The sequence below is a fragment of the Brenneria corticis genome (genome assembly GCF_003115855.1).
In the GTDB taxonomy this organism is placed as follows: Bacteria; Pseudomonadota; Gammaproteobacteria; order Enterobacterales; family Enterobacteriaceae; genus Brenneria; species Brenneria corticis.
This window is the reverse complement of the sequence record NZ_KZ819074.1, coordinates 163,237-188,574: the sequence shown is the minus strand read 5'-3', so window position 1 is coordinate 188,574 and position 25,338 is coordinate 163,237. Positions and strand designations below refer to the sequence as shown.

Annotated in this window: 22 protein-coding genes and 3 tRNA genes; 15 read left to right on the top strand and 10 right to left on the bottom strand. The window is 58.8% G+C overall.

The genetic code is table 11. The features are described from left to right. Positions 1–26: 26 nt before the first annotated feature. The 3 genes from DDT56_RS05955 to DDT56_RS05945 form a co-directional block, all read right to left on the bottom strand. Entirely contained in the window at positions 27–2,465 is a 2,439-nt protein-coding gene (locus DDT56_RS05955) for a TonB-dependent siderophore receptor (protein ID WP_136165566.1), read from the bottom strand. 94 nt (positions 2,466–2,559) lie between these two features. Continuing rightward, positions 2,560–3,525, bottom strand: a complete 966-nt coding sequence (locus DDT56_RS05950) for a FecR domain-containing protein (RefSeq protein ID WP_136165565.1) — start codon at positions 3,523–3,525, stop codon at positions 2,560–2,562. Then, positions 3,515–4,069, bottom strand: a complete 555-nt coding sequence (locus DDT56_RS05945; RefSeq protein ID WP_136165564.1) for a sigma-70 family RNA polymerase sigma factor — start codon at positions 4,067–4,069, stop codon at positions 3,515–3,517. Before DDT56_RS05945 ends, DDT56_RS05950 begins: the two co-directional genes overlap by 11 nt. Before the next feature lie 332 nt (positions 4,070–4,401). On the opposite strand from DDT56_RS05945, the gene DDT56_RS05940 reads away from it, so the two are divergent. Beyond that, positions 4,402–6,657 (top strand): TonB-dependent receptor, encoded by a 2,256-nt coding sequence (locus DDT56_RS05940; protein WP_136165563.1) that lies wholly within the window; start codon positions 4,402–4,404, stop codon positions 6,655–6,657. Between the two features lie 156 nt (positions 6,658–6,813). Here DDT56_RS05940 and rimI read toward each other — a convergent pair whose 3' ends face one another. Both rimI and DDT56_RS05930 read right to left on the bottom strand, forming a co-directional pair. Further along, a complete protein-coding gene (rimI, locus tag DDT56_RS05935; RefSeq protein ID WP_136165562.1) occupies positions 6,814–7,257 on the bottom strand; it encodes a ribosomal protein S18-alanine N-acetyltransferase in 444 nt (147 codons plus the stop codon). Then, the gene (locus DDT56_RS05930; protein WP_136165561.1) at positions 7,202–7,639 is read right to left on the bottom strand and encodes a DNA polymerase III subunit psi; all 438 of its coding nucleotides are present in this window, start codon (positions 7,637–7,639) and stop codon (positions 7,202–7,204) included. The genes rimI and DDT56_RS05930 overlap by 56 nt, the downstream gene beginning before the upstream one ends. 130 nt (positions 7,640–7,769) lie before the next feature. Between DDT56_RS05930 and rsmC the strand changes: the two genes are divergently transcribed. Next, positions 7,770–8,813 (top strand): 16S rRNA (guanine(1207)-N(2))-methyltransferase RsmC, encoded by a 1,044-nt coding sequence (gene rsmC / locus DDT56_RS05925; RefSeq protein ID WP_136165560.1) that lies wholly within the window; start codon positions 7,770–7,772, stop codon positions 8,811–8,813. A 3-nt stretch (positions 8,814–8,816) separates the two neighbouring features. On the opposite strand, the gene DDT56_RS05920 is transcribed toward rsmC, so the two are convergent. Further along, complete coding sequence (locus tag DDT56_RS05920) at positions 8,817–9,809, bottom strand: aldo/keto reductase (protein WP_136165559.1); 993 nt, start codon at positions 9,807–9,809, stop codon at positions 8,817–8,819. A gap of 114 nt (positions 9,810–9,923) precedes the next feature. Between DDT56_RS05920 and DDT56_RS05915 the strand changes: the two genes are divergently transcribed. The 4 genes from DDT56_RS05915 (at position 9,924) to DDT56_RS05900 (ending at position 11,328) form a co-directional block, all read left to right on the top strand. Next, positions 9,924–10,826 (top strand): LysR family transcriptional regulator, encoded by a 903-nt coding sequence (locus DDT56_RS05915; protein ID WP_136165690.1) that lies wholly within the window; start codon positions 9,924–9,926, stop codon positions 10,824–10,826. Between the two features lie 117 nt (positions 10,827–10,943). Continuing rightward, positions 10,944–11,030 (top strand) — tRNA-Leu (locus tag DDT56_RS05910). 78 nt (positions 11,031–11,108) lie between these two features. Beyond that, positions 11,109–11,195, top strand: a tRNA-Leu gene (locus tag DDT56_RS05905). A gap of 46 nt (positions 11,196–11,241) precedes the next feature. Further along, positions 11,242–11,328 (top strand) — tRNA-Leu (locus tag DDT56_RS05900). Positions 11,329–11,369: 41 nt separating this feature from the next. Here the strand turns inward: DDT56_RS05900 and DDT56_RS05895 are convergent. Both DDT56_RS05895 and DDT56_RS05890 read right to left on the bottom strand, forming a co-directional pair. Further along, positions 11,370–11,660 carry a DUF1435 domain-containing protein gene (locus tag DDT56_RS05895; RefSeq protein ID WP_136165558.1) on the bottom strand — a complete coding sequence of 97 codons (291 nt, stop codon included), beginning with the start codon at positions 11,658–11,660 and terminating at the stop codon, positions 11,370–11,372. Between the two features lie 106 nt (positions 11,661–11,766). Then, the gene (locus DDT56_RS05890) at positions 11,767–12,660 is read right to left on the bottom strand and encodes a LysR family transcriptional regulator (RefSeq protein WP_136165557.1); all 894 of its coding nucleotides are present in this window, start codon (positions 12,658–12,660) and stop codon (positions 11,767–11,769) included. A 129-nt stretch (positions 12,661–12,789) separates the two neighbouring features. Between DDT56_RS05890 and budA the strand changes: the two genes are divergently transcribed. The 7 genes from budA (at position 12,790) to gcvP (ending at position 22,682) form a co-directional block, all read left to right on the top strand. Continuing rightward, positions 12,790–13,572 (top strand): acetolactate decarboxylase, encoded by a 783-nt coding sequence (gene budA / locus DDT56_RS05885; RefSeq protein ID WP_136165556.1) that lies wholly within the window; start codon positions 12,790–12,792, stop codon positions 13,570–13,572. Positions 13,573–13,613: 41 nt separating this feature from the next. Continuing rightward, positions 13,614–15,293, top strand: a complete 1,680-nt coding sequence (gene alsS / locus DDT56_RS05880; RefSeq protein WP_136165555.1) for an acetolactate synthase AlsS — start codon at positions 13,614–13,616, stop codon at positions 15,291–15,293. A gap of 146 nt (positions 15,294–15,439) precedes the next feature. Continuing rightward, entirely contained in the window at positions 15,440–16,234 is a 795-nt protein-coding gene (gene fhuF / locus DDT56_RS05875; protein ID WP_136165554.1) for a siderophore-iron reductase FhuF, read from the top strand. Between the two features lie 91 nt (positions 16,235–16,325). Beyond that, entirely contained in the window at positions 16,326–17,792 is a 1,467-nt protein-coding gene (locus DDT56_RS05870; protein ID WP_168197581.1) for an alpha/beta hydrolase, read from the top strand. A gap of 379 nt (positions 17,793–18,171) precedes the next feature. Next, positions 18,172–19,275, top strand: coding sequence for a glycine cleavage system aminomethyltransferase GcvT (gene gcvT / locus DDT56_RS05865; RefSeq protein WP_136165553.1), 1,104 nt, complete (start codon positions 18,172–18,174; stop codon positions 19,273–19,275). 62 nt (positions 19,276–19,337) lie between these two features. Beyond that, a complete protein-coding gene (gene gcvH / locus DDT56_RS05860; RefSeq protein ID WP_136165552.1) occupies positions 19,338–19,730 on the top strand; it encodes a glycine cleavage system protein GcvH in 393 nt (130 codons plus the stop codon). Between the two features lie 78 nt (positions 19,731–19,808). Beyond that, a complete protein-coding gene (gene gcvP / locus DDT56_RS05855; RefSeq protein WP_136165551.1) occupies positions 19,809–22,682 on the top strand; it encodes an aminomethyl-transferring glycine dehydrogenase in 2,874 nt (957 codons plus the stop codon). Positions 22,683–22,747: 65 nt separating this feature from the next. Here gcvP and DDT56_RS05850 read toward each other — a convergent pair whose 3' ends face one another. Both DDT56_RS05850 and DDT56_RS05845 read right to left on the bottom strand, forming a co-directional pair. Continuing rightward, positions 22,748–23,164, bottom strand: a complete 417-nt coding sequence (locus DDT56_RS05850) for a hypothetical protein (RefSeq protein ID WP_246856732.1) — start codon at positions 23,162–23,164, stop codon at positions 22,748–22,750. A gap of 2 nt (positions 23,165–23,166) precedes the next feature. Continuing rightward, on the bottom strand, positions 23,167–23,379 hold the full coding sequence (locus DDT56_RS05845; protein ID WP_136165550.1) for a hypothetical protein: 213 nt from the start codon (positions 23,377–23,379) through the stop codon (positions 23,167–23,169). 248 nt (positions 23,380–23,627) lie between these two features. Between DDT56_RS05845 and DDT56_RS05840 the strand changes: the two genes are divergently transcribed. Both DDT56_RS05840 and DDT56_RS05835 read left to right on the top strand, forming a co-directional pair. After that, complete coding sequence (locus DDT56_RS05840) at positions 23,628–24,500, top strand: carbohydrate ABC transporter permease (protein WP_136165549.1); 873 nt, start codon at positions 23,628–23,630, stop codon at positions 24,498–24,500. After that, complete coding sequence (locus DDT56_RS05835) at positions 24,490–25,335, top strand: carbohydrate ABC transporter permease (RefSeq protein WP_136165548.1); 846 nt, start codon at positions 24,490–24,492, stop codon at positions 25,333–25,335. The genes DDT56_RS05840 and DDT56_RS05835 overlap by 11 nt, the downstream gene beginning before the upstream one ends. Positions 25,336–25,338: the final 3 nt, after the last annotated feature.

Here is a 25,338-nt window from a genome sequence, read left to right as displayed (position 1 = left end):
TTCTGTCGGTGAGTCGGCATCGGCAATCAGAAGGTATATTTCGCCGTCAGCATAAAGTTGCGCGGATCGCCGTAGAAGTTATAACCGTTGATGCTGCGGTTATTCAGCGTGCGGTAATAGGTTTTATCGGCCAGATTGTTGCCCGCCAGATTAAAGCTCAGATTTTTACTGTACTGGTAAGCGATATTGGCGTTAACCAGCGTGTAGCCGCCCTGATAGACGTCGTAGGTGGTATCGGTATCGGTTTGCGCCGTCAGCCCGGCGCCGATAGTCCACTGATGCAGCGCGCCCGGTAGGTTATAACTGCTGTAGAGCTTAAACATATGCTGCGGGGTATAGGGACTATAGTTTTGCCCGCGTTCGCTCTCTTTCCCTTCCAGATACTTGGTATTGGTCAGCGTATATCCGGCAAATAACTGCCAGCCTTGCGCCAGCTTGCCTGATACTTCCAGTTCGATGCCCTGACTGCGCACTTTACCTGCGGCGCGGTAGCAGGAATCGCCGTTAGGGCAGTTGGTGTCTGCCACCGCGCGGTTGGCCTGAATAATGCGATACAGCGCCACGGAAGCATTCAGATCGCCGTCAAAAAACTCCCCTTTGACGCCCGTTTCATAGTTTGTGCCGGTCACCGCCGGGAGCAGCGCATCGTTGCGGTCAAGGCTGCTTTGCGGTTTGTAGATATCGCTGTAGCTGGCGTACCAGGTGTAATGCTCGGCGAAATCCCACAGCAGTCCGCCGTAGGGCGTCAGCCTGTCGCGCACCTTGTAACTGTTGCCGTGGCTGGTGTTGCCGGTGGCTCGGTCGGTGTTGTACATATCGTAGCTGAACGCGCTGTAGCGGCTGCCGAGGATCAGCTTCCAGTCGTCGGCCAGTTCCAGCCGGGTGGTGGCGAACAGCGCGCGTTGGTAAAGGTTGTACTGGTAGCGGCGACTGTAGTCCGGCCAGTCCGGTTCGGGCAGGGAATCGGGTTGCCAGCGATAAATATCGACGGCGTCGTTTTTCATCACCCGGCCAAACAGATTATCGAAGTTCTCTTTCTGGTAATCGCCGCCGACCACCAGCTCATGGTTACGGTTCAACAGTTCAAACGGACCGTTCAGACTCAGGCTATATCCCCATTGATCGGACTTGTTTTCCCGCTGGAGAGCGTTATTCAGCCGCGGGGTGGCGCTGCCGTAGGTGCCGATAAATTTTCCTTCAGCGCTAGACCGCGTATAGTTCAGCGCGCTTTTTAGCGTCCAGTCATTGTCGAAGTTGTGTTCGATTTCCGCGAAAGGATTGATTTTTTCATAGGTGATGCGGTTCCAACCGGCGCCCAAGAAGGTTGAGCGGGGCAGCTTCAGGCTGGCGTAGTTGGTGGCTAGCGGCAAGCCGTAGAGATCGGGCACGGTAGCGGTTTTCTGCCAGTTAATCCCGACGGTAAGCGTGGTGTCGGGCGTTATATCCCAGGCCAGCGTACCGAACAGCACCTTGCGTTCGCTGTCGACGTAATCGACGAAGCTTTGTTTATCCTGATAGACGCCGACGATGCGGCCGCGCAGGCTGGCGTCGTCATTCAGCGGTCCGGAAACGTCCATTTCATTGCGGTAGTTATCCCAACTGCCGGCACCGACGCTGCCGGAAGCGTGAAAATCATAGGTGGGTTTTTTACGCACCAGGTTGACGGTGCCGCCCGGCTCGCCGTTGCCCTGCGTCAGGCCGGAAGCGCCGCGCAGAATTTCCACACGATCGTAGATCGCCAAATCGGGGGATTCGCTGGAAGATTCGGAAAATCCCATGCCGTTCACGCTGTTCTGGAACGACGAACTGATGCCGTCTTCCTGCACGTTATCCATGGTAAAACCGCGTGACTGAAATTTTACCTGGTAGGAACTTTCATTCACCACATTGACCCCGGTGGTCTGGCTCATCGCCTCATCCAGCGTGGTCATATTCTGATCGTCCATGCGCTGGCGGGTCACCACGCTGACCGACTGCGGGGTTTCGCGCGGCGACAGATTCAGCTGCGTGGCGGTGCTCAGACTGCGGGTGGTGTAGGAACCGCTGCCTTCGGTGATGCCGTTACGGTTAACCGCGGCCACCACCAGCATCTCATCGCCCTCCGGCGTTTTCTGCAACATATAGGTGTCGTCAGACTGCCGCACCGCCTGTAGGCCGCTGCCGGTCAACAGGGTGCGGAATCCGTCCTCCACGCCATAATTCCCCTGCAACGTCACGCCCGTTTTGCCGCTTGCCAGGCCGGCGTCGCCGACCAGATAGACGCCGGACTGGGCGGAGAACTGGTTTAACTGAGTGCTTAACGAACCCGCCGGGATGGCGTAGGCGCGCGCTGCCTGAATATCCGCCTGCGCCATGCCGGGAGAGATAAGCAAAGGCGCGCCGCACAGCAGAAACCGCATGGCGACGGCGATGGTTTTAGGCGCTCGGCCCGCGCCGCGCCCGGAGAGAAATGGTGTGATTGACATAGCGATCTGGCCTTCTGACCCAGAGTGAAAAAAGAGTGCTTTTACTGTGAATCGAAGGACGAGCCCAAAAGGGGAACCGAAATGATAATTTTTTTTATTTCCTCTCTACCGTCACCCACCAGGGAAAACGCCGTTGGACCCGGATGGGGAAGGTCTGTTCCAGCATCGCCAGCGCCTTATCCGTATCGGTCAGCGGGAAAGTGCCCATCACCCGCAGGGCGGCGATATCCGGCTGGCAGGCCAGATAGCCGTGGCGGTAGCGTGAAAGTTGCTCGATAACTTCGCCCAGCGGCATATTGTCCGCCTGCAACAGGCCCTGCGACCAACTGGCGTCGGTTTGTTGGCTGGGCAGCAACGATCCCTGACCCTGAAGATCAAAATCCAACTGCTGACCGGCGTCCACCCGGCGCGGCGTCTGCGCATGCCGGGCGGTGACCTCAACGGCGCCCTGATAGACGGTTAAATGCGTGGTTTCCTCGCGCTGCTCCACGCTGAAACGGGTGCCCAGCGCCTGCATTTGCCCCTGTGCACTGGAAACAAAAAAGGGGCGGACGTCAGGGGCGGTGTCAATCAGCACGTCGCCCGCCAGCAGCGCGATCCGGCGGCGTTGATTGTCGTAGCGTACGTCGATGGCGCTGGCGGTATTTAGCCAGACCTGCGTGCCGTCCTGTAGCCTGAGGTGTTTGATTTCACCGGTGGCGCTGTGGTGATCCGCCGTTAACGCCAGCAGCGATCCGCGCAGCGGCGTATGGCGATAGGTTGCCCAGGATAAAAGCGAACCGACGCCCAGGAAAGCCATCAGTTTGAGGACGGCGCGACGATTGACTTCGGTTGGCTGGTGCAGCAGGGCGCTGATGGCGGGTTGCCGAGTGTCGCCGCGCAAAGGCTGAAAACGCTGGCTGACTTTCCGTACGTACTCCCAGGCAAGGCGATTCTCCTCGCTCTCCTCCACCCAGCGTTGCCAGTGGCGATGCTGTTCATCGTCGGCGGGGAGATCGAGCAGTTGGGCATACCATTGCGCCGCCTGCTGTAGCGCGCTAAAGCCGGGTTTACCGCTCATTGTTCGCCCGCTCAAACGGCGCGCCGCCTTCCAGCTCCGCTTCCAGCAGCACGCAGTGCAGCATGGCCTGCGCCATATATTTTTTCACCATGCGTTCGGAAACGCCGAGCTGTGGGGCGATTTGCCGATAGGTCAATCCCTGAATCTGCGCCATCACAAAGGCGGCGCGCACCTTTTCCGGCAGCGTCCGCAGCATGGCGTCAACCTGATACAGCGTTTCAAGGATGATATTGCTGTGCTCCGCCGACAGGGCGACGTCCTGCGGCAGATCGCCAAGCGAACTCAGCCAGGCGCGCTCGATTTCCCTCCGGCGCCATAAATCCACGCACATTCCCTGCGCCATCACGCTCAGATAGGCGCGCGCGCCCGCATGGCTGTCGAACTGACGCGGTTTGAGCAGCAGACGTAAAAAAACGTCCTGCGCCAGATCGGCGGCGTCACACAAATTCCCCAGGCGTTTGCGCAGCAGCCCCTGCAACCAGCCGTGGTGCTGGCGGTAGAGCTGATGGATATCAGCAGCGGTATCAAGACGAACTGATGACATGTCAATGGCCTGAAAATGGCGGGCAGCGGGAAAAACAAGATGTGCATCACATTTTAATTGAGAATGATTTTTGTTTCAAGGCAGCGGTGCGGTAGGGAAATTCCCGGTCATCGCCAGGTTTGCAATATGGCGGCGATGCCGCGCCGCTGAGCTTTTTCACCCTCGGCGGCGACCCATTTTGCCGGGCTTTATTGCGCCCGGTTATCAGGAAAGTTGATCACGGTAAAAAAGTTTGCAGGGAAATTATTATGTCGCTTGCAATAATTGCAATCATTCGCATAATCACGAAAGCAAATCATTATTATTTATATTTAACCTCCCCCGGAACCCCCATGACAATTTCAGAAATATCCAAGCAGGCGGGCATTCCCCGCAGCGCGCCGACGCTGCTTGCGTTGCTGATCGGCGCGGCCGCCGCCGGCGTCGCCATGCCGCTGGCGGCGGAGACCTCCGCTTCCGCGACGCAGCCTGGCGTATCGGGCAGTAAAGACACCATCACGGTTATCGCCAAACCGGAGGATAATTTCCGTTCCGGCGGCGATGAGCTGGTTCCCGCCTATCTGGACGGCCAAATCGCCAATGGCGGACGGGTGGGGTTTCTGGGGCAGCAAAACGCGCGCGACGTGCCGTTCAACGTCATCAGCTATACCGATAAGATGATTCTTTCGCAGCAGGCGGAAACGCTGGCCGACGTGGTGAAGAATGACGCCTCGATCCAAACCCTGAAAGGCTACGGCAATTTCATGGAAACCTATCGTATCCGCGGCTTTTTGCTGGACGGCGACGATATCACCTTCGGCGGCCTGTACGGCGTGATGCCGCGCCAGATGGTCTCCACCAATATGATCGAACGCGTAGAGGTATTTAAGGGCGCCAATGCCTTTGTCAACGGCGTGTCCGGCGGCGGCGTAGGCAGCGGCGTCGGCGGTTCGGTCAACGTGGAGCCGAAGCACGCCGCCGATGATGCGCTGACGCGCGCGACCGTTGACTATGAATCCAAAGGCAAGGTGGGCGGCGCGTTGGATATCGGCCGGCGTTTCGGCGATAACAATGCGTTCGGCGTGCGCGTCAACGTGTTGCACCGCGAAGGGGAAAGCGCCATTCACGACCAGAAAGATCGCATGTCGCTGGCCTCCGTCGGGCTCGATTATCGCGGCGATCGTTTCCGCACCTCGCTGGACGCCGGCTACCAGCATCAGTACGTTCACGGCGGGCGCATCGGCGTCGGGGTCGGCAGCGCCACCCGCATCCCGGAGGCGCCGGACGCCACGCTGAACTACAGTCCCAGCTGGGTTTATACCGATCTGAAAACCACCTTCGGCATGTGGCGCGGCGAATATGACGTGGCCGATAACTGGACGATTTATTCCGGGGTCGGCAGCAGCCGCGCGGATGAAGAAGGGAATTACGCGTCGCCGAAATTAATCGACAATAATGGTAATGCAACGTTGTCCCGGCTAAGCGTACCCTTGGTGCGCGATACCTTCTCCGGTATGTTGGGGATTCGCGGGCAGTTTGATACCGGTTTTATCAAGCATAAAGTCAATCTGGGCTATTCCGGCGTATACGCGAAAAACAAGACGGCTTACACCATGTCCGGGCCCGTAGGGCCGACGAATATCTACCGTCCTGGCGACATCGGGTATCCACCAACAGAATGGGCGGATGGCGATATGAATAACCCGAACGTGCGCGCCCGGATCAGAAGTTCGGGTATCGCCTTGTCCGACACGCTGTCGGTGTTGGACGATAAAGTGGCTGTGACGCTCGGTCTGCGGCGGCAGGAAGTGATGGTGCGTAACTATGATTATGATGGCGTTGAAGAGAGGGACAGCGCTTTTAACCGCACCAAAGTAACGCCAGCCTACGGTCTGGTGGTTAAACCGTGGCAACATATTTCATTGTACGCCAACCATATCGAGGCGCTGTCGCCAGGAAAAGCCGCTCCGCGCTCATTTGACAATTCACGGGTGGTTAACGGCGGGCACGTTACCGGCATCTATGTCGCCAAACAGAATGAGGTCGGCGTCAAGTTTGACTACCAACGCGTGGGCGGATCGCTGGCGCTATTCGAAATCAAACGGCCATACGAAGCCGTCGATCGCTCCACCATGACCTACGGCCTGTACGGCGAGCGCCGTCACCGCGGAATGGAGCTGAACGTCTTCGGCGAGCCGACGTTCGGCCTGCGCCTGAACGGCAGCGCCACCTGGATCGCGGCGCAGCAGACGAAAACGCAGGACGGCGGCAACGACGGCAAGGATGTTATCGGCGTGCCGCGCTACCAGTTGGTGTTCGGCGCGGAATACGATATCAAACCGGTGGAAGGGCTGACGGCGACGGGCACGGTGATACGCTCCGGTTCGCAATATGCCAATGAAGACAATACCTTGAAGCTGAAGCCCTGGACGCGGCTGGATCTCGGCGTGCGTTACAGTATGCCGCTAAACGACCAGACGCTGACCTGGCGCGCCAATATCGAAAACGTCACCAATGAGAACTACTGGGCCTCCGTCAATGATGACGGCACCTATCTTTTCCAGGGCGACCCGCGTTCGCTGAAGCTGTCGATGTCGATCGATTTCTAAATCCCCGTCGCCGGCCCCTCCCAGCCTCCCCCTTCGCAGGGGGAGGAGCTAACTTGCTCCCTCCCCTGCGAAGGGGAGGGTCGGGGTGGGGTGAAACACGACAGGCGACGCCTGCCGCTACCCAACGGCCCCTTATCAGGGGGAGGCGCTCAACCGTTACCCCAGCGGCAGAGCCATAATAACGGCGTCTTCACGGCCGGCGGCGGTGGGGTAGTAGTCGCGCCGCAGCGATACTTCGTTAAATCCCAGGCTTTCGTACAGCGCTATCGCCGGTTGGTTCGAGGCGCGCACCTCCAGCCACAGCGTAACAATGCCGCGTTGCTCCAGCTCGTTAATCACATGCTCCAGCAACCGGCGGCCAAAACCGCGGCGCTGATGGTCCGGGTGAACGGCAAGGTTGAACAGCGTGGCTTCATCCAGCACCACCTGGGTGATGGCGTAAGCCGCCATCTGCCCGTTATGGCTCAGCTTGAGGTTGAAATAACGTTCGCCCTGATTGCCGGCAAAGGTTTTTGCCGTCCAGGGAAAGGCGTGGCTGGCTTGTTCAATCTGAAAGGCTTGCGCCAGATCGGCTGGCGTCAGGGGCGATATCAAGTTCATGTTTACAAATCTGCCGCCAGAGCGCCCGTTTGGCGTCGGCGTTGTGGTAAAGCTCGGTCAGCGCCGGGCTGGTGAGTTGAACGCCTTGCAGCGCCAGCGGTTGGTCAACGCCCAGGCGCCAACTGTGGCAGCGGGCGTCGTCGGGGAGCATCACCACCTGCTGCGGCGTCAGGGTGAACGTCTGCTCCGGCGTCAGCGCCAGACTGCGCAGGACGTCGGCCAGCAGCGGATCGTCGTCGGCCGGCGGTTCCGATGACACGATAACCAGACGCGCCTGAGCGGGCAGACTGACGGCGATTTCACCCTGCAGCACCGCAGGGCGCCTTAGCGTCCACTGCGTAATACCCAGTTGTTGTAGCAGCCAGTCACGTCTTGGTGCCATGTTTTATCCCGTGCGGATTGCGTTTGTGCCGCCTATGCTAGCAAACCCGTCCGACATGCGCCAACATCGCTGCAACTTCGGGGATGAAGAGTATATAATCCCCGCTCAATTATTAAGGAGCTTCCGCCTGATGTCCGCATTAACCCCAGCCAGTGAAGTCATACTGCGCCATAGCGACGAATTTATCCCCCGCCGGGTCCTGTTTGCCGGCGATTTACAAGACACCTTGCCCGCGCAGTTCGACGCCGCCGCCGTGCGCGTCCACGCCACCCAGTTTCATCACTGGCAGCAGCTGCAGCGCTCGCTGGAGGATAATATTCACTACGGTCTGCTGGCGGATGCCGCGCTGGCGGCGGATTGCGATACGCTGATCTACTACTGGCCGAAGAGCAAACAGGAAGCGGAGTTTCAGCTGTTTAACCTGCTGTCGCTGCTGCCGGTCGGCTGTGAAATCTTTGTGGTGGGGGAAAACCGCAGCGGCGTGCGCAGCGCGGAAAATATGCTGGCCGACGTCGCGCCGTTAACCAAAATCGACAGCGCCCGGCGCTGCGGGCTGTACCACGGACGGATTGAAAAACAGACCGCCTTCGACCTGGCGGAGTGGTGGGACGAGTACGTGATTGACGGCGTTACCGTGAAGGCGCTGCCCGGCGTATTCAGCCGCGACGGGCTGGATCCGGGCAGCCAACTGCTGCTTTCCACCTTTGAGCCGCATATGAAAGGCAAAGTGCTGGATATCGCCTGCGGCGCCGGCGTGCTGGCCGCGGTGCTGGCGAAGCGGTCGCCGAAAATCCGCCTGACGCTCAGCGACGTCAGCGCCGGGGCGCTGGCCTCAAGCCGGGCGACGCTGGCGGCGAATCAGCTGGAAGGGGAGGTGATCGCCAGTAACGTGTACTCGGAGATTAACGGCCGTTTCGACCTGATCGTCTCCAACCCGCCGTTCCACGACGGGTTGCAAACCAGCCTGCAGGCGGTGGAAATGCTGATCCGCGGCGCGGTGGCCCATCTGCCGATCGGCGGGCAGCTGCGCATCGTCGCCAATGCGTTTCTGCCTTATCCGGCGCTGCTGGATGCGGCGTTCGGCAGCCACGAGGTGCTGGCGCAAACCGGGCGTTTCAAGGTCTATCAGGCGACGGTCGGCCGTCCGCCGCGCGCCGCCAAAGGCCGCCGTTAAGACTCAGCGATCGAGCGTCGCCATTCCCTCGGCGCCGTAGCGGTCCCCCGCCGCGGCGTTGAAAGGAAAGATGGCTTCGATCGCCGCCAGCTCGTCCGCGCTCAGGGAGACGTCCAGCGCGCCGATGTTCTCCTCCAGATAGCGGCGGCGTTTGGTTCCCGGAATCGGCACAATATGCTCTCCCTGCGCCAGTACCCAGGCCAGCGCCAGCTGTGAGGGCGCCACGCCCTTTTCTTTGGCCAACTGATTCACCTTGTCCACCAATTGCCGGTTTTTGGCGAAGTTGTCTCCGGCAAAACGCGGGTTGCTGCGGCGGAAATCATCGGCGGCCAGGTCGTCCGGGCTGCGGATGGCCCCGGTCAGGAAACCGCGTCCCAACGGGCTGTAGGGCACGAAACCGATGCCAAGACGCCGGCAGGCGGGCAGGATGTCGGTTTCCACATCCCGCGTCCATAGCGAATATTCGCTCTGCAGGGCGGTGATGGGATGCACCCGATGAGCGCGTTCCAGCGTTTCGGCGGAGGCCTCGCTCAGGCCGATATAGCGAATTTTCCCTTCCTTGACCAGGTCGGCCAGCGTTCCGACGCTCTCTTCAATCGGCACCGTCGGGTCGACGCGATGCTGATAGTAGAGGTCGATCACCTCTACGCCCAGCCGCGACAGGCTGCCCTCAATCGCCCGGCGGATATACTCCGGCTTGCCGCTGACGCCGCGCAGATCGGGGTCGGCCGGATCGCGCAGAATGCCGAACTTGGTGGCCAGGAAAACCTGCTGGCGTTTCCCCTTGATGGCTTTGCCGACCAACTGCTCATTGGTATGCGGGCCGTACATATCCGCGGTATCAAGCAGCGTGATGCCTAACTCCAATGTCCGGTGCAGCGTGGCGATGGCCTCTTTTTCATCCTGAGCGGTGGAGTAAAAATCGCTCATTCCCATGCAGCCTAGCCCAAGCGCGGAAACCGACGGGCCGTTAAGACCTAGTTGACGTTGTTGCATCCTGTCGTCCTCATGTGGGGGTGGAAAGCCGGATCAGTGTGGTTGTTTATTGGATAAAGATAAATAACCCATTTCATGCAACACTATTCAAAAATCAACAACAATGGGGACATGATGGATCAGATTCAGGCGATGCGCATTTTTGTGCGTATCGCGGAGCTGGGGAGCTTTAGCCGGGCGGCTGAAATGCTGTCTTTGCCGCGCGCCACGGTGAGCCATGCCGTTAAACGGCTTGAGAGCCGTCTGGGCGTGCGTCTGTTGCAGAGAACCACCCGTCAGGTGCAGATCACCGCGGAGGGCCAGATTTATTATCAGCGCTGTATCCAACTGCTGGCGGAGATTGAAGAGACGAATGCGCTTTTTACCCAGCAGCGGCATCAGCCGGCAGGCAACGTACGGGTTGATATGCCGCACTCGCTGGCCCGTGAGGTGGTGATCCCGGCCCTGAGCGAATTTTATCAGCGCTATCCGCGTATTACCCTGTCGCTGAGCGCCAACGATTCGGCCATCAACGTACTGCGCGAAGGGGTGGATTGCGTACTGCGCGCCTGGCGGATAGAGGATGATTCGCTGGCGACCCACCATTTGCCGGCGCTGCCGCAGGCGACCTGCGCGTCCGCCGGCTATCTCGCCGAGTTCGGCATGCCCCGGTCGCTGGACGATCTGACCGCGCATCAGGCTGTGGGCTACTTTTCATTGCGCACCGGGCGGCGCTATCCGCTGGAGTTTATGCTGAAAGGCGAGTGCGTCACCTCTATGCTGCCCGGCAAGCTGGAGGTAAACGGGGCCGATGCCTACGTGGCGGCCTGCCGCGCCGGGTTCGGGCTGATTCAGGCGCCGCGGCACAGCTTGCAGCGCTGGCTGGACAGCGGCGAACTGGTTGAAATTCTTAAGGATACGCCTCCGCCGGATATGCCGCTGTATGTGATGTATCCGCCGGGGCGTTTCCTTGCTCCGCGCATCCGGGTATTTATCGAATGGCTGAATGAACGCTTTGCCCGGCCATCGTCATCCTGAAGGTGATGAATTTTGCAGCAACCCCCGCATTTCGGAGGAAATAATCATTGACCTTGACGCCAAAACCTCTAGAATTCGCCTCCGTGGTGGCATTGCGTAAGGCAGTGTTGCTGGATTGCGAAGGTGGCGGAATTGGTAGACGCGCTAGCTTCAGGTGTTAGTGCCTTAACGGGCGTGAGGGTTCAAGTCCCTCTCTTCGCACCACATCGCCACGATTGTGTTTCGTAGTAATGTGCCGCACAATAACTGTGCTTCACGGTAAATTCGTATCGCAGCTGCATTGCGAAGGTGGCGGAATTGGTAGACGCGCTAGCTTCAGGTGTTAGTGTCTTAACGGACGTGAGGGTTCAAGTCCCTCTCTTCGCACCATGCGGTGGTACGGGTCGGTCGGCGGCGCAAATTGAGCTTTACCTGTGCGAAGGTGGCGGAATTGGTAGACGCGCTAGCTTCAGGTGTTAGTGCCTTAACGGGCGTGAGGGTTCAAGTCCCTCTCTTCGCACCACTTCTCTGTTAATCTTTTTCCCTCTCTGATTAGTTACCCGTTTATCCCAGCGTTAAATTAAACATCAGGGTCAGCGCCGCCACTCCGCCCGCCAACGCGATGCAGGACGGCAGCAGCAAATAGTGTCGCAGACGGTGATGAAATAACATCGCCAGCGTCGCCAACAGGGCGACGGCGATAATCACCTTCAGATGCATCAGGTTAAGATCAAGGGCGGCCAGTAACGGCATGACGGCGCAGGGCAATAATACCCCCCAGGCGCTCGACAGCTGTTTTCCCATACACCAGCTAACGCCCCATAAACCGCATGCGGTAATCATCGCTGTCAGCATTTCATATCCGCCAAGAATGATAATGATAACCAATAGCATATAATAATTTATATCAATTACCACTCTTTTGGCGGCGCTTTGTCATCAGCGGGCGCCGGGAATATTGTCAGCCGGTTTGCCGCTGATTGCGCGACAGCTGCACCATATTCATGGCGATCGGCCTATGCTCGTGCTGGCGCCAGACCATGATGATCTGGGTAGTCAGGCGGATATCTTCTATGGCGTGATAGGACACATTGCCTATTTTGATGCAGGAGAGCGACTCGGGAATGATGGCGATGCCGAAGCCCGCCGACACCATGCCGATGGTGGCCGTGAGCTGCGGCGCCTGCTGGCTAAGCCGGGGCTCGTAGCCGGATAAGTAGCAGGCGCGAATAACCATATCGTGCAATCCGGGGCAAATTTCCCGCGGGAAGGTGATCAACGATTCCTGTTTCAGCTCGCTCAAATGGATGCGTTTTTTATTATTCAGCGCGTGATCGGCGGGCAGCACCAGTTTCATCGGTTCTTCGGCCAGAACCTCGCTCTTGAATTCGCCGCCGATATTGCATGGCAGACGAAGAAAGGCGACGTCGATATTTCTGTTGTGCAGCTCGGTAAGCAACTGCGGGGGATTATCCGTTCGCGGGCTTAACGACACATTCGGATAGCGCTGGCGATAGGCGTGCAGTAGCCGTAACACCACCGGGTGAAAAGAGGCGGAGGAGGAAAATCCGACGTTGAAATTCCCTTCTTCTCCCCTGGCGATGCTTCTGGCGCGGTCAACGGCGGCATCGGTCAGTTTCAGGATCTGGCAGGCATCTTCATATAACACTTTTCCCGCTTCCGTCATTTCAACGCCGCGCGTCAGCCGTTTGAATAACGGCGTGCCTATTTCATGTTCAAGTTTTTTGATTTGCTGGCTGAGCGGCGGCTGCGATATGCCCAGGCTTTCCGCCGCGCGCGTGAAATGCCGGGTCTCGGCGACGGCAACAAAGTAGCGCAGGTAACGAAATTCCATTAGCGGCCTCCATATTTTTCAGATCTTGAAATGACGAGGTTTGTATATTGGAACTTTGCCTGAGTTGGCGTCAATCTTTAAGCATGAGTTAGAGAAATTTAAGTAATAACCCATCGAAAGAGAAGGCCTATGAAAGAAGATAGTGGCGTAAACCCTTGCGTGGAAGAGATCGCAGCGTATGCGCTTGAACATCGGCAGCACCATCCGGAATGCGTTATTTATCAAACCTCACTAATGAGTGGTTTAATCAATGGCGTGTACGAAGGTAGTCGGACGATGGAGGAGTTATTGCAGCATGGCGATTTTGGATTAGGGACGTTTAACAATCTGGACGGCGAGCTGGTGGCCTTCAACCGCCTTATTTTCCAACTGCGCTCCGACGGCAGCGCGCGGGCGGCCAAGCCGCACCAGAAGACCCCTTTCGCGGTGATGACGTTTTTCCGTCCGACGGAAGAAGTCCATTTCAACAGTCCGATCGATCGTCACAGTCTGCACCAGAAAATAGATAGCCTGGTAGGGACGGATAATCTGTTTTGCGCCCTGCGCATCGACGGCCGCTTCAAGTACGTTGAAACCCGTACCGTGCCGCGCCAGAAACGCCCGTATAAACCGATGCTGGAAGCCATCGCCCAGCAGCCGACGTTCCATTTTGAACATTGTCAGGGAAGCGTCATCGGTTTTCGCAGTCCGGCCTATACGCAGGGAATCAACGTTGCCGGCTATCATGAGCATTTTATTACCGACGATCGCCAAGGAGGAGGACACATCCTTGATTATGAGATGGAAAGCGGCGTTCTGACGTTTGGGGTGATCTCCAAACTGATAATCGACCTGCCGCAGGATCGTGATTTTCTCGGTGCTGACCTGTCACCTGAAAATCTTGATAGCGCTATCCAGGCAGTGGAAAGTTAAACAACGGCAGAATACGAAACATCTCAGAGGAGTGTGAGACAATGGAAAATTCAACAGGTCAGCAGAGCTGGAACTGTGGCGCCGCCCTGGTGGTGAAACATCTGGAGCGGCAGGGGGTGCAATATGTATTTGGTATTCCGGGAGCGAAAATCGATCGCGTTTTCGATGCCCTGGAAGACTCGCCGATTCAAACCATCCCGGTGCGCCATGAAGCCAACGGCGCTTTTATGGCGGCGGCCATCGGCCGACTGACCGGAAAAGCCGGCGTGACGCTGGTGACCTCCGGACCGGGCTGCTGCAATCTGGTGACCGGACTGGCGACCGCCACCTCGGAGGGCGACCCGCTGGTGGCCATCGGCGGCGCGGTGAAGCGCGCGGAGAGCCTTAAGCTGACGCATCAAAGCCTGGACACCGTCAGCCTGTTCCAGCCGGTAACCAAATTCAGCGCGGAAGTCAGGGCCTCGTCGGCGATTTCCGAAGTGCTGGCGAACGCCTTCCGCGCCGCGGAAACGGGACACCCCGGCGCCTCTTTCATCAGCCTGCCCCAGGATATCATCAACGATCCGGTGACCAGCGCCGTACTGGTCCGCCCTGAACTCCCCGCGCTGAACGGCGCGCCCCAGGCGGAGATCGACAAGGTCGCGCGGATGATCCAGCGGGCCAAAAATCCTGTTTTGCTGCTGGGATTGATGGCGAGCCAGCCGAAAACCGCCGAGGCGTTACGCCGCTTGCTGCATCAAAGCCAACTGCCGGTAACCAGCACCTACCAGGCCGCCGGCGCCGTTGACCAGCAAAGTTTCGACCATTTCGCCGGGCGCGTCGGCCTGTTCAACAATCAGGCGGGCGATAAGCTGCTGCAGCAGGCCGATCTGATTATTACGGTCGGCTACAGCCCGGTGGAGTATGACCCGGTACTGTGGAACAGCGGCAAAGCGGCGCTGGTGCATATCGACGTGCTGCCCGCCAATATCGACAGCGCCTACCTGCCCGACGTGGAGCTGATTGGCGATATCACCACCACCGTCGATGCGCTGGCCGGTTGTATCCGCGCGCCGTTGACCCTTTCGCCGCAGGCGCAGGCTATTCTGCGCGATCGCTGTCAGCAACGGCGCGATCTGGCGACGCGCGGCATGAATATGCGCGGCTTTGCGATCCATCCGCTGCGGCTGGTGCGGGCGATGCAGGACATCGTCAACCATGACGTCACGATGTGCGTCGATATGGGCAGTTTTCACATCTGGCTGGCGCGCTATCTGTACAGCTTCCGGGCGCGGCAGGTGCTGATGACCAACGGTCAGCAAACCATGGGCGTCGCGTTGCCCTGGGCGATTGCCGCGTCGCTGATTCACCCCGGTCAGAAAGTGATTTCGGTTTCAGGGGACGGCGGTTTTATGCAGTCCAGCATGGAGCTTGAAACCGCCGTGCGCCTGAACAGCAATGTGCTGCATATTATCTGGGTGGATAACGCCTATAACATGGTCGAGATCCAGGAAGAGAAAAAGTATCACCGTTCTTCCGGCGTCAAATTCGGGCCGATCGATTTTAAAGCCTATGCGGATGCGTTCGGCGCGCAAGGCTTTGCGGTCGAAGCGGAGGACGAGCTGGTGAGTAAATTGCGCCAGGCGATGGATGTTCAGGGGCCGGCGGTGATCGCCATTCCGGTGGACTATTCCGACAATCAGCGTTTGATGGAAGATCTGAATATCAGCCAGCTTATCTAGTCCCTGCGCGTTGGGCGCCGGCTGGTTGCGACCGGGGAGGCATTAACGGGAAGCGCGCGGTTTGTCATAAGCGATAAACACGGATACTATTGGCAATAGTTATCATTTCGTTTCCCGTTTATTCGGCTACCCTAGCGGAACCGCCTATGCCAACCGTCAAAAATATCGTCAGCACCGTCGCGCACCCGGCGTTTTCCGGCGGCGACCGGCGGCTGGCCGCCGAGTTAAACGCCGTGTTGCGCCGGTATCGCCCGCACTGTCTGAATAGCGTTAAATTCGGCGAGGCTCCCCCGGAGGGCGCCATGACGCTCGCCGAGTGGTCGCGGCCCGAGGTGTTTCAGCGGCTGGTGCGGCGCTACGGTAATGAACTGTATCGGGAACATCCGGATAAGCCGCATGAGGAAAAGCCGCTGCAATCATTATGGGCGCAGTGGTATTTCGGGCTGCTGGTGCCGCCGTTGATGCTGGTATCGCTGAAGCACGCCGCGCTGCTGGACTGCTCTCCGAGCCGGATATATGTCGCATTCCACGCCAGTAAAGGACACCCGGCGGTGTTTTATATCGCGCCGCAGGCGCTGCCGCCGGAAATAGCCGGCGACTCGCCGCGGGCCCGGCTGGAGCGGTTGCTGCATCAGCATATCGCGCCGGTCATCAACACGCTGGATAGCTTCGGCGCGCTTAACGCCCGGCTCACCTGGAATAACACCGGCTATCTGATGCATTGGTTTTTGGGGGAGATGGCGCCGCTGATGGCGCCTGACCAACTTGGCCTGCTGCGTCACGATCTGTTCTTTTCCCGTTCACTGCTGGACGGCGGTGAAAATCCCCTCTATCGCACCATTATTCCTTGCGGCGGCCTTATGCGGCGCCGCAGCTGTTGCCAGCGCTATCGTATTCCCGGCGTCGCCCGCTGCGGGGACTGTACGCTGAACGAAGTTTAATACCATCGGCGGCCGGGATGGTTTACGCTTTCAGACGTGCGGTCCGCGTTGAAAACGGGCGGCGAAACGGCAAACGGGAAGGGACATTAGCATGCTGATCGGATCCGTCAGGCGGATGATTAAACGCGCGGTGATTATTGTTGCGGCGGCGGCGATAACGCTGCTGGCCATCCGTATTTATGATACGCAGCGCGGGCCGGCGCTGGCGCCCTGGCATACCTTTGTGCCGGATGAACTGTCGGCGGACGAGCTTGACCGGGCGGACTGGCCGGCTTATCTGCGCGCGGAAGAGCGCATTTTCCAGCAGATCAATCAGCATGTCACCCAGGAGCTGGACGAGGATGAACAACGGCCCATTAACCGTTATTTTGCCGGCAGCCCGGTGTATCCGGGCAAGTTTCAGCATGACTGGAATCGTTCCTACCAGCTGATGCCGGACGGCGCGCCGAAAGGCGCGGTGGTGGTGCTGCATGGATTAACGGATTCTCCTTACAGCCTGCGGCATATCGCGCGGCTTTATCGCCAGCGCGGTTTTGTGGTGGTCGGCATTCGGCTGCCCGCTCACGGTACGGTTCCCGGCGCGCTGACGGATGTTCACTGGGAGGACTGGCTGGCGGCCACCCGTCTGGCGGTGCGTGAGGCCGGCCGCTATCTGGCGCAGGATTCGGGTAAGCCGTTGCCGCTGCATATGGTGGGGTTTTCCAACGGCGGGGCGCTGGCGCTGAAATACGCCCTGGATGCGCTGGACGATCCGGCGCTGAGCCGCCCTGATCGGCTGATATTGATTTCGCCGATGATCGGCGTCACCAGCTACGCCCGCTTTGCCGGTCTCGCCGGGCTGCCCGCGCTCTTTCCCGCGTTCGCCAAAGCGGCGTGGCTGGGCATTTTGCCGGAATTCAACCCGTTCAAATACAATTCGTTTCCGGTGAACGGCGCGCGGCAGTCCTGGCTGCTGACCCATGAGTTGCAGCGACAGCTGACCCGCAAAGCGCAAAACCAGGCGCTGGCGGGCCTGCCTCCGGTGCTGACCTTTCAGTCGGTGATGGATTTCACCGTGAGCACGCGGGCGGTGGTGTCGTCGTTTTATAATCTGTTGCCGGCCAACGGCAGCCAACTGGTGCTGTTTGACGTCAACCGCACCATTAACTTCGGCCCTTTACTGCGAGATTCGGCCAACGGCGCCGTCAGTCAGCTATTGCCCGCCGCGCCGCGCCATTACGACACCACGGTAATCACCAATGCCGCCCCGGACAGCGCCCGTGCCGTCGCCTTTGATGTCAAAGCCGGAACGGCGCGGGAGTATTCCCGCGATCTGGGTATCGACTATCCGCCGGATATTTACTCGCTGTCGCACGTGGCGCTGCCATTTCCGGATAGCGACTCTCTTTACGGCCGTTTTTCGCAAAATCCCCGCGAGTTCGGCCTGCCGCTGGGGATGATCGCCGCCCGTGGCGAACGCTCGGTGCTGGTGGTGGATCTGGACACGCTGCTGCGTCTCTCCTCCAATCCGTTTTTCCCCTATCTGATACAGCGTATTGAACAGGGGTTGCCGCAGTAGTCGAAGGGGGGCAGGGGGGCGAAACGCGGCGGCGTTTTGGTTGAAATAATCTAATTTCAGCGCTTTTTTCGCATTATTTTAACTAATGCACGGCGCTGTTTTTTACGCCCGCCGGCGAGCGGCCCGGCCGTTTTTCATATCAATCATTCGCTACTCTGCGCTTATTGCATAATATTTATGCTTTATATTTAACTATATTTGGACTATTTAGCTGTTTATAGCCTTTGCGACGCCCGGCGTTTCAGACTGCTGCCATATAGTTTAACTTATGCCTGTGGGGATAGTTTAACCCGCGCTTCGGTGGTAAGTTCAATGGCACGATATCGTTTGCGCGGCGTTTTTTTATCGCCTGAGCGCATGCACCGCACAGAGGGAAAAGATGGCAAAGCAGACTCCGTTGTATCAGCAGCACCTGGCGGACGGCGCCAAAATGGTGGATTTTCACGGCTGGATGATGCCGCTGCATTACGGCTCCCAGCTTGATGAGCACCATATCGCGCGGCGCGACGCCGGCATGTTCGATGTATCCCATATGACCATCGTGGATTTGCACGGCGTGCGAACCCGCGAATTTCTGCGCTACCTGCTGGCGAACGACGTGGCGAAGCTCACCCAGCCGGGCAAGGCGCTCTATACCGGCATGCTGAATGCGTCCGGCGGCGTGATTGACGATCTGATCGTCTACTTTCTGGCGGAAGACTATTTCCGGCTGGTGGTGAATTCGGCCACCCGCGACAAGGATCTGGCCTGGATCGCCCGGCACGCCGAGCCGTTTATGCTGGATATCCGCGTGCGGGACGATCTGGCGCTGGTGGCGGTTCAGGGACCGCAGGCGCAGCAAAAGGCGCAGCGCTTGCTGAATGACGCCCAGCGTGAGCAGGTCGCGGGCATGAAGCCCTTTTTCGGCGCGCAGGTCGATGACTTTTTCATCGCCACGACCGGCTATACCGGCGAGGCGGGCTACGAGATCGCGCTGCCGCGGGAGCAGGCGGTCGACCTCTGGCAGCGGCTGTTGTCCGAGGGCGTCAAGCCTTGCGGCCTGGGGGCGCGCGACACCCTGCGGCTGGAGGCCGGGATGAATCTTTACGGGCAGGATATGGACGAAGGCATTTCGCCGCTGGCCGCCAATATGGGCTGGACCATCGCCTGGCAGCCGGAGGATCGTCAGTTTATCGGCCGTGAGGCGCTGGAGCGCCAGCGGGAAAAAGGCACCGAGCGGTTGGTCGGGCTGGTGCTGACGGAAAAAGGCGTATTGCGTAATGGCCTGTCGGTGCGCTTTACTGATGGCGACGGCGTGATGCGGGAAGGAGTGATTACCAGCGGCTCTTTTTCCCCTACGCTGGGGCTGAGTATCGCGCTGGCGCGCGTCCCGGCCGGCATCGGCAAACAGGCGATTGTGCAGATCCGCAACCGCGAACTTCCTGTGCACGTCACCAAACCCGGCTTTGTCCGTGGCGGAAAGCCCGTTTTCAGCATTAACTGATGGTGCAGTATTCATCAACCGGCCGGTTTTAACCGTTTTGTGAAGGAAAGGAGAGAGTGGCAATGAGCGATGTACCAGCAGAACTAAAATATACCGCTTCCCATGAATGGGTGCTGTCTGAAGGCGAAGGCATATATAGCGTTGGCATCACCGATCACGCGCAGGAGTTATTGGGCGATATGGTGTTTATCGATTTGCCTGAAGTCGGCACCATCGTCGCCGCGGGCGATGACTGCGCCGTCGCCGAGTCGGTCAAGGCGGCTTCCGATATCTATGCGCCGATCAGCGGTGAAATTATCGAAGTCAATGACGAGTTGGAAAACGCCCCCGAGCTGGTTAACAGCGCGCCCTATGCCGACGGCTGGCTGTTCCGTATCCGCTCGTCCGACGAGTCCGACCTGGATGAGCTGCTTGATGCCGAGGCATATCAGGCGACGCTGGAAGAAGACGAATAATGTTGGCGCCCGGACTCAGCCGAGCCGGGCGTTTTATTTTGTGCCCTCGCAATATGTGTGATGCAGGAAATTTTCGTAATGACCCAGACTCTCAGTCAGCTTGAATATAACGGCGCTTTCGCTGAACGCCATATCGGTCCCTCCGCCGGCCAGCGCCAGCATATGCTGGCGGCGGTCGGCGCGGCGTCGCTCGACGAGCTAATCCGCCAGATTGTGCCCGCCGATATCCAGTTGCCCGGTCCGCCGGCGGTGGGCGACGCGGCGACGGAGCATCAGGCGTTGGCGGAACTGAAAGATATCGCCGGCCTGAATCAGCGTTACAAAAGCTATATCGGCATGGGCTACGGCGCGGTGCTGATGCCGCCGGTGATTTTACGCAACGTGCTGGAAAATCCGGGTTGGTACACCGCCTATACGCCGTATCAGCCGGAGGTGTCGCAGGGGCGTCTGGAAGCATTACTGAATTTTCAGCAGGTGACGCAGGATTTGACCGGCCTGGAACTGGCGTCCGCCTCGTTGCTGGATGAAGCCACGGCGGCGGCGGAAGCCATGGCGATGGCCAAACGCATCAGCAAGCTGAAGCAGGCCGATCGTTTCTTTGTCGCCGATGACGTTCACCCGCAAACGCTGGACGTGGTGCGCACGCGCGCCCAGACCTTCGGCTTCGAGGTGGTAGTGGGCAAGGCGCAGGAGGCGCTGGCGGACGACGCGGTGTTCGGCGTGTTATTGCAACAGGCGGGGACCAGCGGCGAACTGCATGATTACCGCGATCTGATGGCCGCCCTGAAGCAGCGCAAGGTGATCAGCTGCGTCGCCGCCGATATCATGGCGCTGGTGCTGTTGACCGCGCCGGGCAAACAGGGGGCGGATATCGTCTTCGGCTCCGCCCAGCGCTTTGGCGTGCCGATGGGCTACGGCGGGCCGCATGCCGCGTTCTTCGCCTGTCGGGACGAATACAAACGCGCCATGCCGGGACGGATTATCGGCGTGTCGCGCGACGCCGCGGGCAACACCGCGCTGCGTATGGCGATGCAGACCCGCGAGCAGCATATCCGCCGCGAGAAAGCCAACTCCAATATCTGCACCTCGCAGGTGCTGCTGGCCAATATCGCCAGCCTGTACGCCGTATTCCACGGCCCGCAGGGGCTGCGGCGCATCGCCGGGCGCATCCATCGGCTGACGGATATTCTGGCGCTCGGGCTGCGGCGGGGCGGGCTGACGCTGCGCCACCACAGCTGGTTCGACACCCTGACCGTTGAGGTGGAGGACAAAGAGGCGATATTGAGCCGGGCGCTGAGCTTTGGCGTCAACCTGCGCGCCGATCTTGACGGCGCGGTGGGGATTACGCTGGATGAAGCCACCGATCGGGAAGACGTGCTGACGCTGTTTTCCATCCTGCTGGGATACGCCCACGGGCTAAATATCGACGCGCTCGATGCGGCGGTGGGCGAGCAGGCGACGTCGATTCCCGCCGCGTTGCAACGGGATGACGCCATTCTTGCCCACCCGGTGTTTAACCGCTATCACAGCGAAACCGAGATGATGCGCTATCTGCATCGTCTGGAACGCAAGGATCTGGCGCTCAATCGGGCGATGATCCCGTTGGGGTCCTGCACCATGAAGCTTAACGCCGCCGCGGAAATGCTGCCGATTACCTGGCCGGAATTCGCCGATCTGCATCCGTTCTGTCCGCCGGAGCAGGCGCTGGGCTACCGCAAGATGATCGAGCAGCTCGCCGGCTGGCTGGTGCTGCTGACGGGGTACGACGCGGTGTGCATGCAGCCTAACTCCGGCGCGCAGGGAGAGTACGCCGGGTTGCTGGCGATCCGGCGTTATCACCACAGCCGCAACGAATCCGCCCGCGACGTCTGTCTGATCCCCAGTTCGGCGCACGGCACCAATCCGGCGTCGGCGCAGATGGCGGGGATGAGCGTGGTGGTGGTGGCCTGCGACAAGCAGGGCAATATCGACCTGCACGATCTGCGGGAAAAGGCGCGCTCGGCGGGCGAACGGCTGGCTTGCATTATGGTGACCTATCCGTCCACCCACGGCGTGTATGAGGAAACCATCCGCGAGGTGTGCCAGATCGTGCATCAGTTCGGCGGCCAGGTGTATCTGGACGGCGCCAATATGAATGCGCAGGTCGGCATTACCTCGCCGGGCTATATCGGCGCCGACGTTTCCCACCTCAACCTGCATAAAACCTTCTGCATTCCGCACGGCGGCGGCGGTCCGGGCATGGGGCCGATCGGGGTAAAAGCCCATCTGGCGCCCTTTGTGCCGGGGCATCAGGTGGTCAAAATCGACGGTATGCTGACCGGGCAGGGCGCGGTCTCCGCCGCGCCGTTCGGCAGCGCCTCCATCCTGCCCATCAGCTGGATGTATATCCGCATGATGGGCGCGCAAGGGCTGAAACAGGCGAGCCAGATGGCGATCCTCAACGCCAACTACATCGCGACGCGACTCCAGTCGGCGTATCCGGTGCTGTATAGCGGACGGGACGGGCGCGTCGCCCATGAATGCATTCTGGATATCCGTCCGCTGAAGGAGAGCAGCGGCATTAGCGAAATGGATATCGCCAAGCGGCTGATTGATTACGGTTTTCACGCCCCCACCATGTCGTTCCCGGTGGCCGGTACGCTGATGGTCGAACCCACCGAGTCGGAAAGTCAGGCCGAGCTGGATCGGTTTATCGACGCCATGCTGGCGATCCGCGCGGAGATCGATCGCGTGGTCAACGGCGAGTGGCCGCTGGAAGATAATCCGCTGGTGAACGCCCCGCACACCCAGGACGAACTGGCCGCGGAGTGGCCGCATCCCTATAGCCGCGAGCTGGCGGTATTCCCAGCGGGCAGCGAAAACAAATACTGGCCGACGGTAAAACGGCTGGACGATGTCTACGGCGACCGCCATCTGTTCTGCTCCTGCGTGCCGCTGGAGGATTACCGGTAAATCCGCCGCCTTTGAGCGATCAGCCCGCCCGTTATCCGGCGGGCTGATTATCGCCGTCTCGGGCTTTAGTCTTTCTCGCTTTCTTCTTTGCCTTTCGATTTGCCAAGATAAAAACCGCCGACGCCGCCAATGACGAGCGGCACGATATATTTCATTAGCTCTATAACGATATCCTTTGCATCGTTTTTTATCGCAAAGCCAATAAAAATCAAAATGGCAAAAAAGCATAAAACAAAACCACCAACACGAATGGATATGTTGGTGGTCTCTCTTTTTCCAAGCGCGGTCTGAACCTTCTCTTGGGCCTCAATGGCGCGAAGCCCTAATCTTTCATTTGATTCTATTTCTTTTACGCGGGCTTCCTGTTCTTTTTCTTTTACAGCAATATCAAGCCGCTGGTTTTCAATTATTTTCTCTACCAGAACATCCTGATGTTCTTTGCCGCTTTGTTTACCGCGCCTATCATCCATGAGCTCTGACATTTCTAATCCTCAGAAACGATATATTTATTATGGCGAAATTTTATATGAAAGGTGCCGAACCCTTTCCCGCCAATTTCCGGGGGAGTAAATTTAACCGATGAGATGCGATCGCGATCGGCTTTTGTTATGTCTATCAGTTCCTTTGCCGTAACGACTTGTTCAAGACCGAGGCTTTTTGCATCATAAATCCTATTTCCTTTGAATTTATGCATCATGTGATACCCCTCCGCTCGCTATTTTTTAGCTATCGACCCTTTGCGTTCCCCTAACGGCGTCACGCACATATTTAGCAATCTAGTCACCTGCGTTATGCATGTCAAAGATTTTGTCAACCAGGTAAACCCCGTGTTATCCCGGTGTGTCTCCTCGCCTGCAAACAAACTGTCACCGAACCGTCTCCCCGCTGACATATCAAGTCTTTATGGTGATCCCCTGGTGTTTCACTCTTCGTGACTGATGCGTTATGCGTGCAAAATATTTTCCTTACCTGGTGCTGTTGCCAACGCTGATTTTCCTGTTCGCCTTTACCTATTTCCCGCTGCTGCGTTCGGCCATCGACAGCCTCTATGACACCCGGATGAACGCCGGCCAGCCGCAGTTCGTCGGCCTGGACAACGTGGAGCGCCTGCTGCGGGACGCGGTGTTCTGGCAGGCGCTGTGGAACAATGTGCTGTATATCCTGCTGACCGTGATCCCCGGCGTGCTGCTGGCCTTGCTGCTGGCGGTGATGCTGTGGGAAAACACCCCCATCAACCGCTGGCTGCGCACCGCCTTTTTCTTTCCGATGATTGTGCCGTTGGTCAGCGCGGCGACGCTGTGGCTGTTTATCTTTATGCCGGGGCTGGGGCTGTTGGATTACTATCTGGCGAAAGTTTTCGGCCCGATGAACAATAACTACCTGGGCATGAGCGATACGGCGCTGGCGGCGGTGAGCGTTATCGGCATCTGGAAATTCGCCGGTTACTACATGCTGTTTTTTCTGGCCGGACTGCAGGCCATTTCCACGTCGGCGCGCGAAGCCGCCATTATGGAAGGGGCGTCGAAATCGCAGGTTTTTTTCCATGTCACCCTGCCGCTGCTGCGGCCGACCACCGCCTTTGTCGTCACCATCGCCTTTATTTACGCCATTACCCAGATCGACCACGTGGCGGTGATGACGCGCGGCGGGCCGAACAACGCCACCAACGTGCTGCTGTATTACATTCAGGATCTGGCGAACGATACCCACGATCTCGGTAAAGCCTCCGCCGCCACCTTTCTCACGCTGCTGCTGCTGTTCGCGTTCTCGGTGCTGAACCTGCGCGTGCTGGAAAAAGGAGCGCACTATGAGCGCTGAGCGTTTCCGCCCGCTGCGGGCGACCAGCCGCCTGACGCTGCCGCTGCTGTTGATCTGCGCCGCGCTGCTGTGGATCAGCCCCTTTCTGTGGATGCTGTCGTCGTCCGTCAGCACCGGCAGTTTTGGCGCGGATATGGCTTCGCTGTTGCCCCGTTTTCCGCTGACGCTGGATAACTTCCGCGAGGCGTGGAGCAGCGCCGACTGGCCCCGCCTGTACGCCAACACGCTGATTTTCGCGCTGGGCACCTTTCTGGTGCAGTTGGCGACCATCACCACCGCCGGATACATCTTCGCCTACCACCAGTTTCGCGGCAAAACCCTGCTGTTCTATCTGCTGCTGATCCAACTGATGATCATGCCGGTGGTAATGATGGTGCCGAACATGATGACGCTGAAACAGCTGGGCCTGCTCAATACCCTGACCGGGGTGATGATGCCCTATTTTGCCTCGGCGTTCGGCGTATTCCTGATGCGCCAGGCGTTTCTCAATATTTCCAAAGAAATTGAAGAGGCGGCGCTGATGGAGGGCTGCCGCTGGTGGCAGGTGGTGTTCCACGTGCTGATCCCCATGACCTGGCCGTCGATTCTGGCTTTCGCCACCGTCAGCATCACCTACCACTGGAACGAATATCTGTGGCCGCTGATGGTGCTCAACGACCCGGACAAACAGGTGCTGACCATCGGTCTGGTGTCGTTTGCCATGGGCGCGGAGTCCGGCGGGCAGTGGGGGCTGATTTGCGCCGGCACGCTGCTGGTGTGTTTGCCGCTGATGCTGGCGTTCGTACTGTTCCAAAAACAGTTTCTGAGTAGTTTTGGTTTTTCGGGTATCAAGTAGGAG

Coding starts and splice junctions, on each gene's coding strand:
- DDT56_RS05850 (WP_246856732.1), bottom strand. CDS start 23,164: ATGTCAGAGCTCATGGATGATAGGCGCGGTAAACAAAGCGGCAAAGAA.
- gcvP (WP_136165551.1), top strand. CDS start 19,809: ATGACCCAGACTCTCAGTCAGCTTGAATATAACGGCGCTTTCGCTGAA.
- DDT56_RS05950 (WP_136165565.1), bottom strand. CDS start 3,525: ATGAGCGGTAAACCCGGCTTTAGCGCGCTACAGCAGGCGGCGCAATGG.
- DDT56_RS05890 (WP_136165557.1), bottom strand. CDS start 12,660: ATGGAATTTCGTTACCTGCGCTACTTTGTTGCCGTCGCCGAGACCCGG.
- DDT56_RS05920 (WP_136165559.1), bottom strand. CDS start 9,809: ATGCAACAACGTCAACTAGGTCTTAACGGCCCGTCGGTTTCCGCGCTT.
- DDT56_RS05945 (WP_136165564.1), bottom strand. CDS start 4,069: ATGTCATCAGTTCGTCTTGATACCGCTGCTGATATCCATCAGCTCTAC.
- DDT56_RS05870 (WP_168197581.1), top strand. CDS start 16,326: ATGCTGATCGGATCCGTCAGGCGGATGATTAAACGCGCGGTGATTATT.
- DDT56_RS05845 (WP_136165550.1), bottom strand. CDS start 23,379: ATGATGCATAAATTCAAAGGAAATAGGATTTATGATGCAAAAAGCCTC.
- gcvH (WP_136165552.1), top strand. CDS start 19,338: ATGAGCGATGTACCAGCAGAACTAAAATATACCGCTTCCCATGAATGG.
- DDT56_RS05915 (WP_136165690.1), top strand. CDS start 9,924: ATGGATCAGATTCAGGCGATGCGCATTTTTGTGCGTATCGCGGAGCTG.
- rimI (WP_136165562.1), bottom strand. CDS start 7,257: ATGAACTTGATATCGCCCCTGACGCCAGCCGATCTGGCGCAAGCCTTT.
- budA (WP_136165556.1), top strand. CDS start 12,790: ATGAAAGAAGATAGTGGCGTAAACCCTTGCGTGGAAGAGATCGCAGCG.
- alsS (WP_136165555.1), top strand. CDS start 13,614: ATGGAAAATTCAACAGGTCAGCAGAGCTGGAACTGTGGCGCCGCCCTG.
- rsmC (WP_136165560.1), top strand. CDS start 7,770: ATGTCCGCATTAACCCCAGCCAGTGAAGTCATACTGCGCCATAGCGAC.
- gcvT (WP_136165553.1), top strand. CDS start 18,172: ATGGCAAAGCAGACTCCGTTGTATCAGCAGCACCTGGCGGACGGCGCC.
- fhuF (WP_136165554.1), top strand. CDS start 15,440: ATGCCAACCGTCAAAAATATCGTCAGCACCGTCGCGCACCCGGCGTTT.
- DDT56_RS05930 (WP_136165561.1), bottom strand. CDS start 7,639: ATGGCACCAAGACGTGACTGGCTGCTACAACAACTGGGTATTACGCAG.
- DDT56_RS05895 (WP_136165558.1), bottom strand. CDS start 11,660: ATGCTGACAGCGATGATTACCGCATGCGGTTTATGGGGCGTTAGCTGG.
- DDT56_RS05955 (WP_136165566.1), bottom strand. CDS start 2,465: ATGTCAATCACACCATTTCTCTCCGGGCGCGGCGCGGGCCGAGCGCCT.
- DDT56_RS05840 (WP_136165549.1), top strand. CDS start 23,628: ATGCGTGCAAAATATTTTCCTTACCTGGTGCTGTTGCCAACGCTGATT.
- DDT56_RS05940 (WP_136165563.1), top strand. CDS start 4,402: ATGACAATTTCAGAAATATCCAAGCAGGCGGGCATTCCCCGCAGCGCG.
- DDT56_RS05835 (WP_136165548.1), top strand. CDS start 24,490: ATGAGCGCTGAGCGTTTCCGCCCGCTGCGGGCGACCAGCCGCCTGACG.